We start from the raw sequence: 16,124 nt of genomic DNA, 5'->3' as shown, positions 1-16,124 counted from the left end.
TGAAGCGCACGCGTCAGCCCCCATGTAAAAAAGAAATCGACACAAGAGAGCGACTCCATGTCCACACAGAATATTGTCAACATTAACGAAGCGAACCTGCAGCAGACCTTAGAACTGTCGATGACCACGCCGGTCCTGTTCTACTTCTGGTCTGAACGCAGCCAGCACTGCCTGCAACTGACGCCGGTGCTGGAAAGCCTTGCCGCACAGTACAACGGTCAGTTCATTCTGGCGAAGCTCGACTGCGATGCCGAGCAGATGATTGCCTCTCAGTTCGGTCTGCGCGCTATTCCAACCGTCTATTTGTTCCAGAACGGTCAGCCGGTTGACGGCTTCCAGGGACCGCAGCCTGAAGAGGTGATTCGCGCCCTGCTCGACAAAGTGCTGCCGCGTGAAGAAGAGCTAAAAGCGCAACAGGCCATGCAGCTGATGCAGGAAGACAACTACATTGAAGCACTGCCGCTGTTGAAAGACGCCTGGCAGCTATCTAACCAGAGCAGTGAAATCGGCCTGCTACTGGCGGAAACGCAGATTGCCCTCAACCGCTCTGAAGATGCAGAAGCCGTGCTGAAAACCATTCCGCTTCAGGATCAGGACACCCGTTATCAGGGGCTGGTCGCGCAAATTGAACTGTTGAAACAGGCGGCGGATACGCCAGAGATTCAGCTACTGCAACAACAGGTGGCGGAAAATCCGCAGGACGCCGGACTGGCCGCACAGCTGGCGCTGCAACTGCATCAGGTGGGACGCAACGAAGAAGCACTGGAACTGCTGTTCAGTCATCTGAAAAAAGATCTTGCCGCCGCAGACGGTCAGGCACGTAAAACGTTCCAGGAAATTCTTGCCGCGCTGGGTACCGGCGACGCGCTGGCGTCGAAATATCGTCGTCAGCTCTACGCGCTGTTGTACTGATTTACGTTGCCCGATGGCGCTACGCTTATCGGGCCTACGCCAGTCGCTGGTTACGATTTCTTCAAACGCGTCACCACCAGTTGGTGGCGCGAGTTGTAAAACTTCCGATAGGTTAAATAGCAAGCAATGATGGTCGACAGGCTCGCCGTTGAGAGCAACATAAAGGTCACCATAATCTGATATTTAATCGCTTTGACCGGATCGATACCGGCAAAGATCAGCCCTGACATCATCCCCGGCAAACTCACCAGTCCGACCGTTTTCGCGGAGTCGATCGTTGGGATCAGCGAGGCGCGAATACTGTCGCGGATCAAGCCCGCAGACGCCATTTTCGGCGTGGCGCCAAGACTGAGTTTTTCCTGAATCTGCTGTTGTTCGCTGCTGAAACGCTGACCGAGATTGTTGTAGCACAATCCGACGGCCACCATCGCATTACCAGCGATCATCCCAGAAATGGGGATCACCTGCATCGGGATAAATTCAATCGACCCCGACAGCACCAGCACCGCCAGCGTTAACCCTGCCCCCGTCGTGATGGCAATAAACGAGGAAACAAACGCTTTATCAATATATTTACTGCGCTTCTGCGCGTTATACGCGGCGTTAAAACAGATGAATAACACCATCACTAACGTCAGGACAGCATGATTGACCGCGAAGATATATTTCAGGACATAGCCGACGATAATAAGTTGAACCACGGCGCGAGCGACGCTCCAGAGAATATCTTTCTCCAGCGCCAGTTTCTCTTTATGGCTTATCAGCATCGCCACCACCACCAGCATCATCGCTAATGCCAGTGACTCGTTAGTAATATTATGTTCATTCATTACGCGCTTCCTGCATTTCTCCGGCATGCGGCATCAGAGTGATTATTTCATCCGCATGATTAATTTCGTCTTTATCGTGAGTCACCCACAACACCCCTATCTGCTTATCGCGAGCATAGTGATGAATAATCTCATTCACATTGCGCTTATTGCTTTCATCCAGTGCGCTGGTGATTTCATCAAGCAGTAAAACCTGCGGCAAAAACTGTAAATTGCGGATCAGGGAAATGCGCTGTTTCTCTCCGCCGGAGAGCGCATTGATATTTTTCGCCAGAATCGACTCCGGCAGTTGAAAGCGGGCCAGGTCCGCCAGAAAAGCCCCAGGATCTGGACGCTGGTTACGGATTTGCCAGGGGAAGATCAGATTATCGTAGACCGTATCGCCAAACAGCGCGGGCGTCTGGGCGCAATACGAAACCTGTTGACGATAATGTTCCGGGTTGAGAGTAGCGATATCCTCTCCACCAAAGCGGATCTCACCGCTATTCGGACTGAGCAACGACGCAATAATCTTCAGTAAGGTACTTTTTCCGCAGCCGGAAGGGCCGGTGATTAATTTAAATTCACCTGGACGTAAGTCAAAACTGATGTTATTCAGAATTTTGATGGTCCCGACCTGGTAACCCACATTGTTTACCTGCAACAACCTGCTATTTTCACGCATTATCTATCCTGTTTTCGCGTTTTATCGCAAAATAGTGTATCCCTCTAATTAACAGGAGGGGAACTCTCTTTAATGAATCAGGTATAATTTCAAGAGTAACATCGCCAATCTCGACATCATGGACAGTTCAACAGGAGGTTTTTCAATGCTTATTGTTATTCCTATTCTCATTTTTGTCGCGCTGGTCATCGTCGGCGCCGGCGTGAAAATTGTTCCCCAGGGGTATCAGTGGACGGTAGAGCGATTTGGCCGCTATACCAAAACGCTGCAACCGGGCTTAAGCATCGTTGTGCCGTTCATGGACCGGATTGGACGCAAAATCAATATGATGGAGCAGGTGCTGGATATTCCCTCGCAGGAAGTGATCTCGAAAGATAACGCCAACGTCACCATTGATGCCGTCTGCTTTATTCAGGTGATTGACGCGCCGCGTGCGGCCTATGAGGTCAGCAATCTGGAACTGGCGATCATCAACCTCACTATGACCAACATCCGTACCGTTCTGGGGTCGATGGAGCTTGATGAAATGCTCTCCCAGCGTGACAGCATCAATACCCGACTGCTGCATATCGTCGATGAGGCCACCAATCCCTGGGGCATTAAAGTCACGCGTATCGAGATTCGCGATGTCCGCCCACCGGCTGAACTGATCTCCTCCATGAACGCCCAGATGAAAGCGGAACGTACTAAACGTGCGTATATTCTGGAAGCCGAAGGGGTGCGCCAGGCAGAAATCCTTAAGGCCGAAGGGGAAAAACAGTCGCAGATCCTGAAAGCTGAAGGGGAACGTCAATCCGCCTTCTTACAGGCAGAAGCCCGCGAACGTTCCGCTGAAGCGGAAGCTCGCGCGACCAAAATGGTGTCTGAAGCGATCGCCTCCGGTGATATTCAGGCGGTGAATTACTTTGTGGCGCAGAAATATACCGAAGCGCTACAGCAAATCGGCTCGTCCAGTAACAGTAAAGTGGTGATGATGCCACTGGATGCCAGCAGCCTGATGGGTTCCATTGCCGGGATCACTGAACTGATCAAGGACAGCGCCAGCGAACGGAATAAATAATGATCGAGATGATTGTGGGGCATCCCCATATTTTCTGGCTCAGCCTTGGCGGTCTGCTTCTGGCCGCTGAGATGTTGGGCGGCAACGGTTATCTGTTGTGGAGCGGCGTCGCGGCGGTCATTACCGGCATTCTGGTCTGGCTGTTGCCCGTCGACTGGGAATGGCAGGGTGTTATCTTTGCCGTCTTAACGCTGCTTGCCGCCTGGTTCTGGTGGAAGTGGATGGCGAAACGCGTTCGTGAACAAAAACCGGCAGACAGTCAGCTCAACCAGCGCGGCCAGCAACTGGTCGGCCGTCGGTTTGTCCTGGAGTCGTCTCTGGTCAATGGTCGTGGACACATGCGTGTTGGCGACAGTTCATGGCCGGTCAACGCCAGCGACGATCTGCCCGCCGGCACGCACGTTGAAGTGATTGCCGTTGAAGGCATCACGCTCTATATCAGACCCCTTACCCGATAAAACCGATGACAGGAATCGCATGATGGTCAGGAAGACGCCTCTGGCATTTAGCTTTTGTGCATTACTGGCGAGCGCCGCCCCTCAGGCATTCGCCTCGTTTGATATCGCAGACTGCACCTGGAGCGACGCGCGCTGTCTGCTAAAAGGCGCCCCTATTCTGACGCCCGATAATGATTCACGCGATAACCTGTTGCGTCTGCTGAGTGAGGCAAAGTCGTTTGCTGTGCCCGTTCAGTCGATGCCTGCGGATATCACCCGCTCACGCGATTTCTATTTTGCTTATCACCCGCAGTGGGATGACGATGATGTCCGCACGGACTCGCCTGCACAAACGCAGAATGCACCCAATACACTCGCCCAGCAGATGGCAACGCTGCAGGTAGCGGCGGTTGAATTCAACCACGACGGTGAGCAGGAAAACCGTTTTGTCTCCAATAATGCCGACAGCGTCAGTCAGTTTTTTGCCGCGCTACTGAGCGATGCTACGCTGACAGCAGAACAAAAGCAGGCGCTGGCGCAGGCACGTCTGGGACTCTATTCCGGGGCCAGCGCAGAGCAAATCACGGCCTCTCTCACTACGCTCCCGGCGGACTCACCTGCCCTGGCGTATAAAACCTATCTGATCGCCGCAGCCCATTTTTACGCGGGTGAATACGAAAGCGCGGCGCAGGCCTTCACGTCGCTGCTTAAGAGCGATCGCCCGTGGCTGGCGGAAACCGCGCAATATATGCTGATGCGCACAGCGCTGAACAAAAGCAGCCAGAACAGCGTCGGCGAATATGGCGATTTTGATATCGCGCGAATAAACCGTGAAGACGCCTTACTCGCGCAAAAAGAGGCGCAAACCTATCTCCAGCGCTGGCCTGAAGGCCGCTATGCCGATTCCGCACACGGCATGCTGCGTCGCATCCACTGGTATTTGCAGGACTGGGCGTCGCTTGCAGGATTGTATGAGCAGGCATTCCGGCAGGCCGCCGATGCGCAGACGCTGCGAAACCGGGTGATTGAATACGATAATGTCTATGGCAGGCAGTTTTACGATCAATCGGTACAGGAGGCGTTCGCCGACGCCCCTCTCGTCAGCTATACCGAGATGCTACGCGCCCTTCGTCTGAACAGCGACCAGAAGCCAACCCTGACGCAGGCTAACCTGGATGCCAGCAAACCGGTTTTTGAAAAAAGCGGAAAACTGCCGCTGTGGCGCGATCTGCAACTCAACCTGTGGCTGGCGACAGAAAACAATGCTGCGATTCTTCAGGCGGTTACCCCGGCGAAACAACTTCCGGCTCACGATATCCTCGCTTTCAGCGAACAGGTTCTCTACGGTAACGCGCTGATGGGTCAAAAGCAGTGGTCAGAAGCGCGTGATTTCTGGTCGACATTGCTGAAGCTGAGCCAGGATAACGAACAGCAGCAGTATGTGCAGGCAAAACTGGCGGCCACGCTGGTGTACAGTGGCGATACGGAGGCGGTTTTTGCCCCGGACAGCGCGGTCACCAACCTGCGTTATCGTTCCCGGGTACTGAAAACCGTGGCGACGCCTGAACAGTTGCGTCAGCAGGTCAGCCAGGGACCGAATAACGAAGAACGCACTATCGCGCTGCATACGCTGCTGGTGCGCGATCTCACAGAAAACCGCTTTAGCGACTGGCTGCAGGACCGCAAACTCGCCAGCGCCATCACACAGCCGGTGATAGGCGAAGCATTCGACGACGTCAATCTGAGCACGTTTGACTGGAACGGTGACGCCGCTGAAGTCGGTTACGTGTGCCGCAGCCTCAATGAGACCGTCGGCACGCTGAGCAAAAATCCCGATGATGCCCATGCGCTGAACTGTCTGGGTGAGTTCTTCCGCACGTCACAAACCCATGTCGATTTGTGGAAAGACAGCGCAGGGAATGGCGTGCTGGAGACCGCTATCGACCGCAAGCGTCCGGTTGGGCAGTATGATCGCCAGAGTTACTACCAGCAGGTCATCACCTCGCCAAAAGCCGAGCACGAAGACAGAAGTTACGCACTGTATCGCGCCATCATGTGTTACGCCCCGTCCGGCACGAATGAGTGTGGCGGAGAAGAGGTGGACAAACAGCAGCGCAAAGGCTGGTTCACGCAGTTGAAAACCCAGTATCCGGGCAGTCCGTGGGCGCAAAAACTCAAATACTACTGGTAATCGCGCTACTGGCGGGACAGGCGCAGGCGGATGAGACGGTTATCGCCCGTGAACATCCCGCCTTCTGGCTCTGGTCAGGGGTGAAAGCCAGCGATGAACTGAGAGGCGCCCAAACGGTCTATCTGCATCAGGGGGAAGTATTGATGCGGGCAAAGGGCGCGGAGTTTCAGCGTCTGGGGCTTCCCGTCAGCCGCCTGACGTTTCCGTCCATCTGGCTTACCGTGCGCTTTACCACGCTCGACGTTCCGGACGCGATTCCGGCACGCATCGTGCGGCTGATGCAGCGCTGGCAGGGGGCGGGAAATCAGGTGGTAGGGCTACAGGTCGATTTTGACGCCGCGACGCATCAACTCGCCGACTACGCCCGCTTTCTGCGGGTATTGCGCCAACAACTGCCACCCGATTTTGCTCTTGGGGTAACCGGATTGCTGGACTGGGCGAAAACCGGTGACATTGCAACGCTGAACGCGCTGCCAATCGATGAACTGGTAGTGCAGAGCTATCAGGGACGGCACACGGTGACGAATTATCAGGACTACCTGCCCGCCCTCTCCCGCTTGCGAATTCCCTTTAAGCTTGGTCTGGTACAGCACGGTAAGCGGGACAGCCAGGCGGAAGCGCAGTTACGCACATCCCCGTGGTATCGCGGCACGGTGGTCTTTATGCTTAATCCCGACGCGCGTTAAACCTGCGTCTTGTGGTGGCAACAGCCAGAAAGGTTATCAATAATAGGGCATTCCGCGCTGTCATCGCCCGGACACGACTCCGCCAGCGCAAGCAACTGTACGCGCATTGACTGTAATTCGCTGATATGGCGCTCAATTTCAGCCACTTTCTCCAGCGTCCGCTTTTTGACATCCGCGCTGTGACGCCCCGGATCGTTGAACAGATTTACCAGTTCACCGCACTCTTCAAGGTTGAATCCGACCTGGCGCGCCTGGCGCAGCAGCGTCAGTTCATTGAGATGCTGTTGCCCGTAGGTGCGATAACCGTTTTCACCACGCAGCGGCGGCGTGACCAGCCCTTTTTCTTCATAAAAGCGGATCGCTTTACTGGTTAAACCGGTTTTTTTTGCTACATCGCTGATATTCACACGTCCTCCGCACCTTAAGCTATGGCATGGTGTCATTATAACGTACTTGTGGCTGACACCACACACCCATCCAATAGATGCCAGTAACCTCCTGTCACTTCACAGGTCGCGGGCGTTACCACTGCCACTTTCACATTTCCGGAACCGTCGAACGTTCGTACTTCATAAACAGTGAAGAACATCGAAGCAGGCGTACCTTTTTCTGTAACAATTGCCTGTTATAAGTGATCGCTTTCGCAATTTTAACTCTTTTACTTGATCATTCTACGCGGGTAGATTTATTAATCTCCGGTAAAAATATAATATCTACTCGAGTAGAACGTGAAGAGCACAAGCCTGCGACGTATGTCGACAGATAACTTCAAGGAGTTCTTATGAACACGCATTCATCCTCTGTTCCCCTGACGGATAACCAACAAGCCGCTCAGGAGCGGCTGGAAACCCCCGAAGGACGCCGCGAATTTTGGCGAGCGACATTTTCCTGCTGGTTAGGCACCACGATGGAGTATGCCGATTTTGCCCTGTACGGCCTTGCCGCAGGCATTATCTTTGGCGATGTCTTTTTTCCGGAAGCGACACCTGTCATGGCGTTACTTTCCAGCTTTGCCGCCTATTCCGTTGGGTTTATTGCTCGCCCCATCGGTGCGCTTCTGTTCGGCTGGATAGGCGATAAACATGGTCGGAAGATTGTCATGGTTATCACGATTGGATTGATGGGCATGTCGACCATGTTAATAGGTTTGATCCCCAGCTACGCCCAGATTGGCGTCTGGGCGCCGGTATGCCTGGTTATCCTTCGATTTTCTCAGGGCCTGGGGGCCGGAGCGGAACTTTCAGGGGGTACCGTGATGCTCGGTGAATATGCTCCCGTTAAACGCCGTGGGCTGGTTTCCTCGATTATCGCGCTGGGCTCAAACAGCGGAACATTACTGGCTTCGTTGGTTTGGCTCATCGTCCTGCAAATGGACAAAGATGACTTATTAAGCTGGGGATGGCGTATTCCTTTTCTTTGCAGCATTCTTATCGCCGCTGCTGCGCTATTCATTCGTCGCCATATGCGTGAAACGCCCGTTTTTGAACGTCAAAAGGCCCTCCTGCAGGCCGAGCGAGAAAAGGTTCTTCGCGAGGGAAAAGCGCAGCAACAGCATGATACACGTAGCTTCTGGAAACGGACCCGTGCGTTCTGGACCATGGTCGGCTTACGCATTGGCGAGAATGGCCCCTCCTACCTGGCACAGGGATTTATCATTGGCTATGTCGCTAAAGTGCTGATGGTGGATAAATCAGTGCCGACCGTGGCGGTGTTTATCGCATCGGTTCTGGGATTTGCCATTATTCCTCTGGCGGGCTGGCTTTCCGATCGATTCGGCAGACGGATCGTCTATCGTTGGTTCTGCTTGTTACTGCTCCTGTATGCTTTTCCGGCATTCATGCTGCTGGATTCTCGTGAGCCATGGATTGTCATCCCAACGATCATTACCGGGATGGGAATCGCGTCACTGGGTATTTTTGGTGTTCAGGCTGCATGGGGCGTTGAGCTTTTCGGTGTCAAGAATCGTTATACCAAAATGGCATTTGCAAAAGAGCTCGGTTCGATTATGTCTGGCGGGACAGCGCCACTTATCGCCTCGGCATTGCTCTCGTTTTATGGGCACTGGTGGCCAATCGCTCTCTATTTCGCTCTGATGGCCACAATTGGACTGGTAACCACGTTCTTTGCACCAGAAACCCGTGGACGGGATCTTAACTTACCCGAGGATGCAATTTGAGGCCAGAGAACGTGAGATGCGCGTTCTTTACCAAAGATTTTTGGGTCATAACGCCTTATGCTGTCTGGAAAAAATCACTCTGAACGCAATCAGGTAGGTGCCTCGTGACTCAATCACATTCGCAACGCGTAACACGTTCTGACGTGGCAAAAGAAGCGGGAACGTCCGTCGCTGTCGTTAGTTACGTTATTAATAATGGTCCACGTCCCGTTGCCGAAGCGACCCGGCAACGTGTACTACAGGCCATTAAGAAAACCGGCTATCGACCCAATGGCATCGCGCGTGCGCTGGCTTCAGGGAGTACACAAACTTATGGGCTTGTCGCACCGGATATCTCGAACCCGTTTATCGCCTCTATGGCTCATGCTCTGCAACACGAAGCATTTGCTGATGGCAAAGTACTCCTGCTGGGTGATGCAGGCGACAGCAGCTGCCGTGAACGTGAACTGATTAATAATATGTTGCACCGCCAGGTTGACGGGCTGATCTACACCAGTGTGGATCGCCATCCTTATATCAATTTGATTCAGGAGAGCGGTACGCCCTGCGTTATGCTCGATCGCGTGGATCCTGGACTTAACGTCAGCGTTATCCAGGTTGATGAACAACAGGCGGCGATGCAGGTAACCCAACATCTGATTGATCACGGATACCGCGACATCGGCATCATCTGTGGCCCGCGTGAAATGCTGAATACTCAGGATCGTATCCGGGGCTGGCAGCAGGCGCTGGAAGCCTCATCGCTAATGGTCAATCCTTCATGGATTTTTTCGACCAACTATACCCGCGCCGGAGGTTACGAGGCGACAAAACGTATGCTGCAACGCCAGCCACCGCGCGCGTTGTTCGCGACGAATGAACAGCAGGCACTGGGTTGCTTACGCGCCCTGGCGGAACATGGGCTGCGCGTCCCTGACGATGTTGCACTGGTCTGTTTTAACGCAACACATGAATCGGCTTACAACGTCCCTTCTTTGACCGCCGTTCTGCAACCGGTCGATAAGATGGCCCGTGCGGCAATTGACATGCTGAAAAATTGGGATGGAGAGGTTCGCCGCGTTGAATTTGAGTTTTATTTACGAACAGGAGAATCGTGTGGCTGCCAGGGACATGAAGTACAACCCGAGACAACGTGAAAATACATCGATGCGTATCATAATTGACTGCGATCCAGGCAATGGCATTCCCGGCGCGAATATTGATGACGGTCTGGCGCTGGCGCTGGCGATTGCCGCTCCGCAAATCACTCTGGAGATGATCACCACTGTCGCAGGAAATACACCGGCAGACGTGGGATATGCCGTCGCTAAAGATCTCATTGCGCAATTGGATATTCCCGTTTCTGTTTACCGTGGAGCCTCGCGTGCGCTCCGGGAAGATCCGCTTCCCTGGCGTGAAAAACTGGATCAGGGTGTCGATCAGTTTGGCTTACGGCAACTCTGGTCGGAAGTTCCTGCCCCGGCATTGTGCCAGCAGGTGCCCCCCCATGCACCCGAGGCGATAGGTGAACTCATCTGTAATAACCCTGGTGAAATCACGTTGGTTGCTACCGGTCCACTCACCAATGTGGCCATTGCCCTGCAGCTTTACCCGCAGATTGTTCACGCGGTCAAAAATATCGTTGTTATGGGCGGCGTATTCAATGTGCCGGGCTACCTGAAAGATACCAATTTTGGTCTGGATCCTGAGGCGGCTCATGCGGTGCTTACCAGCGGCGCCCCCGTCACGCTGGTCCCGATGGATGTGACAACGAAAACTCAAATGCTTCACGCCGATTTGGATCGTCTGGCAAAAACAGAAAACGGGCTTAGCCGTTATCTGGCGCAAACCATTCGCCCGTGGATCACCTACTCGATGCAAACCCGCCATCTGCCCGGATGTTGGATCCATGATGCGTTAACCGTTGCCTGGTTACTGGACCCCTCTCTGGCAACAATGGAGGAAGATTACCTGGATGTCTCTCTGGAAGGCATCACGCGCGGTATGACCTGTCGCTATGGACGTGACACGTTGCGTCTCAATGTAGGGATCCCTGAACCAAAAGGTGCGCGGGTAAAAATTCTGCAGAGCATCGATAACCGGCGTCTTCTTTCGCTGATTGAGCACTATATCCATACCTACCGCGCCTAGCGTTACGGGTCAGAAAAGGAGACCTTTTTACGCTGTTTGAGGTGAGTTTTCCGGAGGAAATATGAATACGTTATCCTTCCTCTTATTCGGTGAAGGAGAATCTCTGTTAATTACGCTGGGCAAAATTTGCGTCGCTTTTATCCTCGGCGGGATCATCGGTCTTGAAAGAGAATCGAAAGGAAAGCCTGTCGGATTTAAAACGTGCGTCATTATTTCCGTCGCCAGCTGCGTTCTGACCATCGTCTCTATTCAGTCAGCAGAGTATTACGCGGAAATCTCGATGAATATACGTAGCGATCCGATGCGCCTGGCCGCACAAATTATCAGCGGCGTAGGCTTTCTCGGTGCAGGTGTTATCCTTCATCGCCATGACGACGCCATCTCCGGGCTGACAACCGCAGCCATTGTATGGGCTTCTGCGGGAGTGGGAATTACCAGTGGCGCCGGTTTTTATATGCATGCGCTTCTTGCCACAGGCTTGTTCCTGCTGGCCATAAAGCTCAGCTATTTTGTCATCTTTTTACAAACTAAAAATCAATTGCCCGGTAAAGTTAAGATTCGCATTATTCTTGACGAAAAATCAGGGCTACAAACGCTGGTGGAAAGTATTAATCAGCAAAAAAACATTATTGAAGCTATCACCATCCGCGATGTCAAAAAGGGGAAAATAGAGGTTAATCTTAAAGTCGTGATTAGAAAAAAAATGACCTTACCGGAACTTTACAACAACCTTTCCACCCTCGAACATGTCTGCGCCATCGCACTGGAACATTAAAAAAACAGGGTGAAAACAAATCCCTTGACCTTCCCCTTGCTGGAAGGTTTTCAAGTGGCGCAGCAACGTAAGATACTGCGCCAATTCAGCATTTTACAGACTTAACTAGCCCTCAAAACCCCCGTATTGCCTCCAGAGTGTGGACACAATGTGGACATTCCACTTAGGGGATTGTAGCTCACTGCATCCAGTAAATAGTGCAGTGTAGCGCAAAACCGCGCCCGCTAGCGCAGTTTTGCGCTGACAACGTACTGATGCCTGCACAACACAAGGCAAAAGGAAAAGCTTATTGCTCTGCTGTCTGCTCGTACTGCTTCTTGCGCACAGTGCTTCGACTCTCTACATACTTATACATAACAGGCGCAACTATACCCGCTGTAATCATGGCGCAAATTTGCCAAATATAATCGCCATAATTATATAAATAATGTTTTGATATTGTTTGAGTAATCCCATGTATCAAATAAAGAGAAAAGCTACATGTTCCAAGCATAGTAATGGGACGTGAAGTTAGCAATCCAAAGTAATCACACCCGCACTTAATTGTATAAAACACAATAAACATATAAAGTGGAGTCGTTGTGTTATAAGCATGCCTGGTAAAATACAAGGCTAAAAAAAGCAACAACACGCATATTAGATCTGACGGTCTTTTGTTGGTTTTTATTGTTGCAACCAAGAAACCCGCAAGAAAGTACATGATATAACTCAAGTATTGCTCATTACCAATGAGATACTTATAACCTAAGACAAGCACCATTAGAGAAACGACAAATACTTCCTTATACTTTATTTTTTTCATAATTAGATATATAAGTGGTATCGCAAAGTACAAGCGTAATTCCCACACCAATGTCCAAAAAACACCAGACGTGGCAATTTGGAGAGACATACCATTGATATTTGCTCCGGGGGCTTTGAAAATAAAAGGAAGTGAAGATATAAACCATTCCCAAACAGGAGTGTGTCCACCCACATTCATGATAAATGTTGTAATGTAGATAATAAACAACGTTGCAATTACTGGTGGGTATATCCTCATAAACCGTGAAATAGCGAAATCTTTAACATTGAATGATTCTGCAAGTGCTTTTCTGAAAAATAGAAATGCGGAAAGCATAAAAAAAACACCAACAGATAACTCACCGGTTAAATATATAGCTCTTTTAACATTACTTATAGTAATGTAATCAAGAGACCAATAGAAATCAGATTCCCCGCCAGCTCGCCAGTATAAATGAAAGACGGCAACCATGGCAGCACAAATTCCGCGCAAACCATCAAGTGCGGCATACTTATGCTTTTGCGGTTTAATACCCAGAGACTTCGATGTAATAAAAACGGTCACAATTAATATGCTAAGATAGAATCCGTATTCAAGTATATATTTCATTATTTTTCTTGTTTAATCTCATGACTTTTGTGGATATTAACATCTCTTTTATCAATGATGAATCATCACTGTCGTGACTTACGTGTCGGCTCACAGCGATGTCACAGAGAAGCTCGCTGCATAGCGAGGCTTTGTCATTGTAATGTGGACACTTTTGTCGAAGTGTAGACGCTATGTGGACACTGATTTTAAAATCCCTTTCAATCAGCAATTTAAACACTTGACCTTCCCCTTGCTGGAAGGTTTAACCTTTATCACAGTCAGTTAATCCCTGTAATAAAGGAGTGAAGAGATGTCTCACACTATCAACCTGACCCTGGACGGCCTGTCCTGCGGTCACTGCGTCAAACGCGTAAAAGAGAGTCTTGAACAATGCCCGGATGTTGAACAGGCTGAGGTTACCGTGACTGAAGCGCACGTCACCGGCACTGCCAGCGCCGAAGCGCTTATCGACACCATCAAACAAGCCGGTTACGGCGCAGAGTTAAGCCACCCAAAGGCTAAACCGCTGGCGGAGTCATCAATCCCGTCGGAAGCACTGGCAGCGGTCCCTCCTGAGCTTCCGGCAGCGACGGCTGAAGATGAGAGCCAACAGCTGCTGTTAAGCGGCATGAGCTGCGCCAGCTGTGTTTCCCAGGTACAAAATGCGCTGCAAAGCGTTCCCGGGGTCACGCAGGCACGGGTAAACCTCGCGGAACGTACTGCGCTGGTGATGGGCAGTGCGTCCGCCGCCGATTTAGTCCAGGCGGTGGAAAAAGCCGGCTATGGCGCGGAGGCGATTGAAGACGATCTCAAACGCCGTGAGCGCCAGCAGGAAACCGCCGTCGCGACAATGAAACGCTTCCGTTGGCAGGCGATTGTCGCCCTGCTGGTGGGTGTGCCGGTGATGGTCTGGGGGATGATGGGCGATAACATGATGGTGACCGCCGACAACCGCAGCCTGTGGCTGGCGATAGGTCTGGCGACGCTCGCCGTGATGGTTTTTGCAGGCGGCCATTTTTATCGCAGCGCGTGGAAGAGCCTGATGAACGGTACCGCCACGATGGACACCCTGGTGGCGCTGGGCACCGGCGTAGCCTGGTTGTACTCGATGAGCGTCAACCTGTGGCCGCAGTGGTTCCCGATGGAAGCGCGTCATCTTTATTATGAAGCCAGCGCGATGATCATTGGTCTGATTAACCTCGGACACATGCTGGAAGCCCGCGCGCGTCAGCGCTCGTCTAAGGCGCTGGAAAAATTACTCGATCTCACGCCGCCAACGGCGCGAGTGGTGACAGAAGACGGTGAAAAGAGCGTACCGCTGGCAGAGGTTCAACCGGGAATGCTGTTGCGTCTGACCACCGGCGACCGCGTACCGGTTGACGGTGAAATCACCCAGGGCGAAGCCTGGCTGGATGAGGCGATGCTTACCGGCGAACCTATCCCACAACAAAAAGGGGAAGGCGACAGTGTGCATGCCGGTACCGTTGTGCAGGATGGCAGCGTGTTGTTCCGCGCCAGCGCAGTCGGCAGCCATACGACGCTGTCGCGCATTATCCGTATGGTGCGCCAGGCCCAGAGCAGTAAGCCGGAAATCGGTCAGATGGCCGATAAGATTTCCGCCGTGTTTGTTCCGGTTGTGGTCGTGATTGCGCTGGTCAGCGCGGGTATCTGGTACTTCTTTGGCCCGGCGCCGCAAATTGTCTACACCCTGGTGATTGCAACCACAGTACTGATTATTGCCTGTCCGTGTGCGCTGGGGCTGGCAACACCAATGTCTATTATTTCCGGCGTGGGTCGTGCGGCTGAGTTTGGCGTACTGGTGCGTGATGCCGATGCGCTGCAGCGCGCCAGCACTCTGGATACCGTGGTCTTCGACAAAACCGGGACACTGACCGAAGGCAAACCCCAGGTGGTGGCGATTAAAACTGTAGGCGAGACTGATGAGGCGCAGGTGCTGCGTCTGGCGGCGGCGCTTGAGCAAGGCTCCAGCCACCCGCTGGCACGAGCGATTCTCGACAAAGCCGGTGATGGTGCACTGCCGCAGGTCAACGGTTTCCGCACCCTGCGTGGATTAGGCGTTAGCGGTGAAGCCGAAGGGCATACGCTGTTGTTGGGCAACCAGGCCCTGCTGAACGAGCAGCAGGTTGACACTCGCGAACTGGAAACCGAGATATCGGCCCAGGCTTCTCAGGGCGCTACGCCGGTGCTGCTGGCGATTGATGGTAAAGCGGCAGCGCTGCTGGCCGTGCGCGATCCGCTGCGTAGCGACAGCGTGGCCGCCCTTCAGCGACTGCACCGCGCCGGCTATCGTCTGGTGATGTTAACCGGCGATAACCCGACGACGGCTAACGCCATCGCCAAAGAGGCGGGAATTGATGAGGTGATTGCCGGCGTTCTGCCGGACGGTAAAGCCGATGCCATTAAACGTCTGCAAAGCCAGGGGCGTCAGGTGGCGATGGTCGGTGACGGCATCAATGATGCACCGGCGCTGGCGCAAGCCGATGTCGGGATCGCAATGAGCGGCGGCAGCGATGTGGCTATCGAAACCGCTGCAATTACCCTGATGCGTCATAGCCTGATGGGCGTGGCAGATGCACTGTCTATTTCCCGCGCAACGCTTCGAAACATGAAGCAAAACCTGCTTGGCGCATTCATCTACAACAGCATCGGTATTCCTGTTGCAGCCGGTATTCTGTGGCCGTTTACCGGTACGTTGCTGAACCCGGTGGTTGCCGGTGCGGCGATGGCGCTCTCGTCCATTACCGTGGTGAGCAACGCGAACCGACTGCTGCGCTTTAAACCGAAAGAGTAAGCGATGCCGGATGGCGTTTTAGCGCCGCCATCCGGCAATTCACACATTGCACACCCCTGGGCCACGCGTTAGCATG

At 52.8% G+C, this 16,124-nt stretch carries 14 protein-coding genes; 10 read left to right on the top strand and 4 right to left on the bottom strand.

What is annotated here, in order from left to right; genetic code table 11:
- The first annotated feature begins 57 nt into the window (after window positions 1-57).
- Complete coding sequence (locus ACQ0PY_RS06480) at window positions 58-912, top strand: co-chaperone YbbN (protein ID WP_043001526.1); 855 nt, start codon at window positions 58-60, stop codon at window positions 910-912.
- A gap of 50 nt (window positions 913-962) precedes the next feature.
- Here the strand turns inward: ACQ0PY_RS06480 and fetB are convergent, their stop codons facing one another.
- Both fetB and fetA read right to left on the bottom strand, forming a co-directional pair.
- On the bottom strand, window positions 963-1,742 hold the full coding sequence (fetB, locus tag ACQ0PY_RS06475; RefSeq protein WP_043001527.1) for an iron efflux ABC transporter permease subunit FetB: 780 nt from the start codon (window positions 1,740-1,742) through the stop codon (window positions 963-965).
- Entirely contained in the window at window positions 1,735-2,406 is a 672-nt protein-coding gene (gene fetA, locus ACQ0PY_RS06470) for an iron efflux ABC transporter ATP-binding subunit FetA (protein WP_044258908.1), read from the bottom strand. Before fetA ends, fetB begins: the two co-directional genes overlap by 8 nt.
- A gap of 145 nt (window positions 2,407-2,551) precedes the next feature.
- Between fetA and ACQ0PY_RS06465 the strand changes: the two genes are divergently transcribed.
- Genes ACQ0PY_RS06465 through ACQ0PY_RS06450 form a run of 4 tightly spaced genes read left to right on the top strand, consistent with a single transcriptional unit; the run spans window position 2,552 to window position 6,780 of the window.
- Entirely contained in the window at window positions 2,552-3,466 is a 915-nt protein-coding gene (locus ACQ0PY_RS06465) for an SPFH domain-containing protein (protein ID WP_043001529.1), read from the top strand.
- On the top strand, window positions 3,466-3,924 hold the full coding sequence (locus ACQ0PY_RS06460) for an NfeD family protein (protein ID WP_043001530.1): 459 nt from the start codon (window positions 3,466-3,468) through the stop codon (window positions 3,922-3,924). The genes ACQ0PY_RS06465 and ACQ0PY_RS06460 overlap by 1 nt, the downstream gene beginning before the upstream one ends.
- Before the next feature lie 22 nt (window positions 3,925-3,946).
- On the top strand, window positions 3,947-6,094 hold the full coding sequence (locus ACQ0PY_RS06455) for a PA5441 family protein (protein ID WP_109739964.1): 2,148 nt from the start codon (window positions 3,947-3,949) through the stop codon (window positions 6,092-6,094).
- Window positions 6,064-6,780, top strand: a complete 717-nt coding sequence (locus tag ACQ0PY_RS06450) for a DUF3142 domain-containing protein (protein WP_044265281.1) — start codon at window positions 6,064-6,066, stop codon at window positions 6,778-6,780. The genes ACQ0PY_RS06455 and ACQ0PY_RS06450 overlap by 31 nt, the downstream gene beginning before the upstream one ends.
- Here the strand turns inward: ACQ0PY_RS06450 and cueR are convergent.
- The gene (gene cueR, locus ACQ0PY_RS06445) at window positions 6,777-7,187 is read right to left on the bottom strand and encodes a Cu(I)-responsive transcriptional regulator (protein ID WP_109739963.1); all 411 of its coding nucleotides are present in this window, start codon (window positions 7,185-7,187) and stop codon (window positions 6,777-6,779) included. The two genes, ACQ0PY_RS06450 and cueR, sit on opposite strands and share 4 nt — an antisense overlap.
- Before the next feature lie 374 nt (window positions 7,188-7,561).
- On the opposite strand from cueR, the gene ACQ0PY_RS06440 reads away from it, so the two are divergent.
- From ACQ0PY_RS06440 to ACQ0PY_RS06425, 4 genes are all read left to right on the top strand, one after another.
- Window positions 7,562-8,956 (top strand): MFS transporter, encoded by a 1,395-nt coding sequence (locus ACQ0PY_RS06440; RefSeq protein WP_109739962.1) that lies wholly within the window; start codon window positions 7,562-7,564, stop codon window positions 8,954-8,956.
- 104 nt (window positions 8,957-9,060) lie between these two features.
- Window positions 9,061-10,092: a LacI family DNA-binding transcriptional regulator gene (locus tag ACQ0PY_RS06435; RefSeq protein ID WP_044327899.1), complete on the top strand. Its 1,032-nt coding sequence runs from the start codon at window positions 9,061-9,063 to the stop codon at window positions 10,090-10,092.
- A gap of 10 nt (window positions 10,093-10,102) precedes the next feature.
- Window positions 10,103-11,086: a nucleoside hydrolase gene (locus tag ACQ0PY_RS06430; protein ID WP_224788340.1), complete on the top strand. Its 984-nt coding sequence runs from the start codon at window positions 10,103-10,105 to the stop codon at window positions 11,084-11,086.
- Between the two features lie 61 nt (window positions 11,087-11,147).
- The gene (locus ACQ0PY_RS06425) at window positions 11,148-11,861 is read left to right on the top strand and encodes an MgtC/SapB family protein (RefSeq protein WP_043001536.1); all 714 of its coding nucleotides are present in this window, start codon (window positions 11,148-11,150) and stop codon (window positions 11,859-11,861) included.
- 286 nt (window positions 11,862-12,147) lie between these two features.
- Here the strand turns inward: ACQ0PY_RS06425 and ACQ0PY_RS06420 are convergent, their stop codons facing one another.
- A complete protein-coding gene (locus tag ACQ0PY_RS06420) occupies window positions 12,148-13,254 on the bottom strand; it encodes an acyltransferase family protein (protein ID WP_043001537.1) in 1,107 nt (368 codons plus the stop codon).
- Window positions 13,255-13,546: 292 nt separating this feature from the next.
- On the opposite strand from ACQ0PY_RS06420, the gene copA reads away from it, so the two are divergent.
- Window positions 13,547-16,048 carry a copper-exporting P-type ATPase CopA gene (gene copA, locus ACQ0PY_RS06415; protein WP_109739960.1) on the top strand — a complete coding sequence of 834 codons (2,502 nt, stop codon included), beginning with the start codon at window positions 13,547-13,549 and terminating at the stop codon, window positions 16,046-16,048.
- Window positions 16,049-16,124: the final 76 nt, after the last annotated feature.

The sequence above is a fragment of the Citrobacter sp. LST-B2 genome, assembly GCF_057983045.1.
This window is presented reverse-complemented; position numbering and strand designations above follow the sequence as displayed.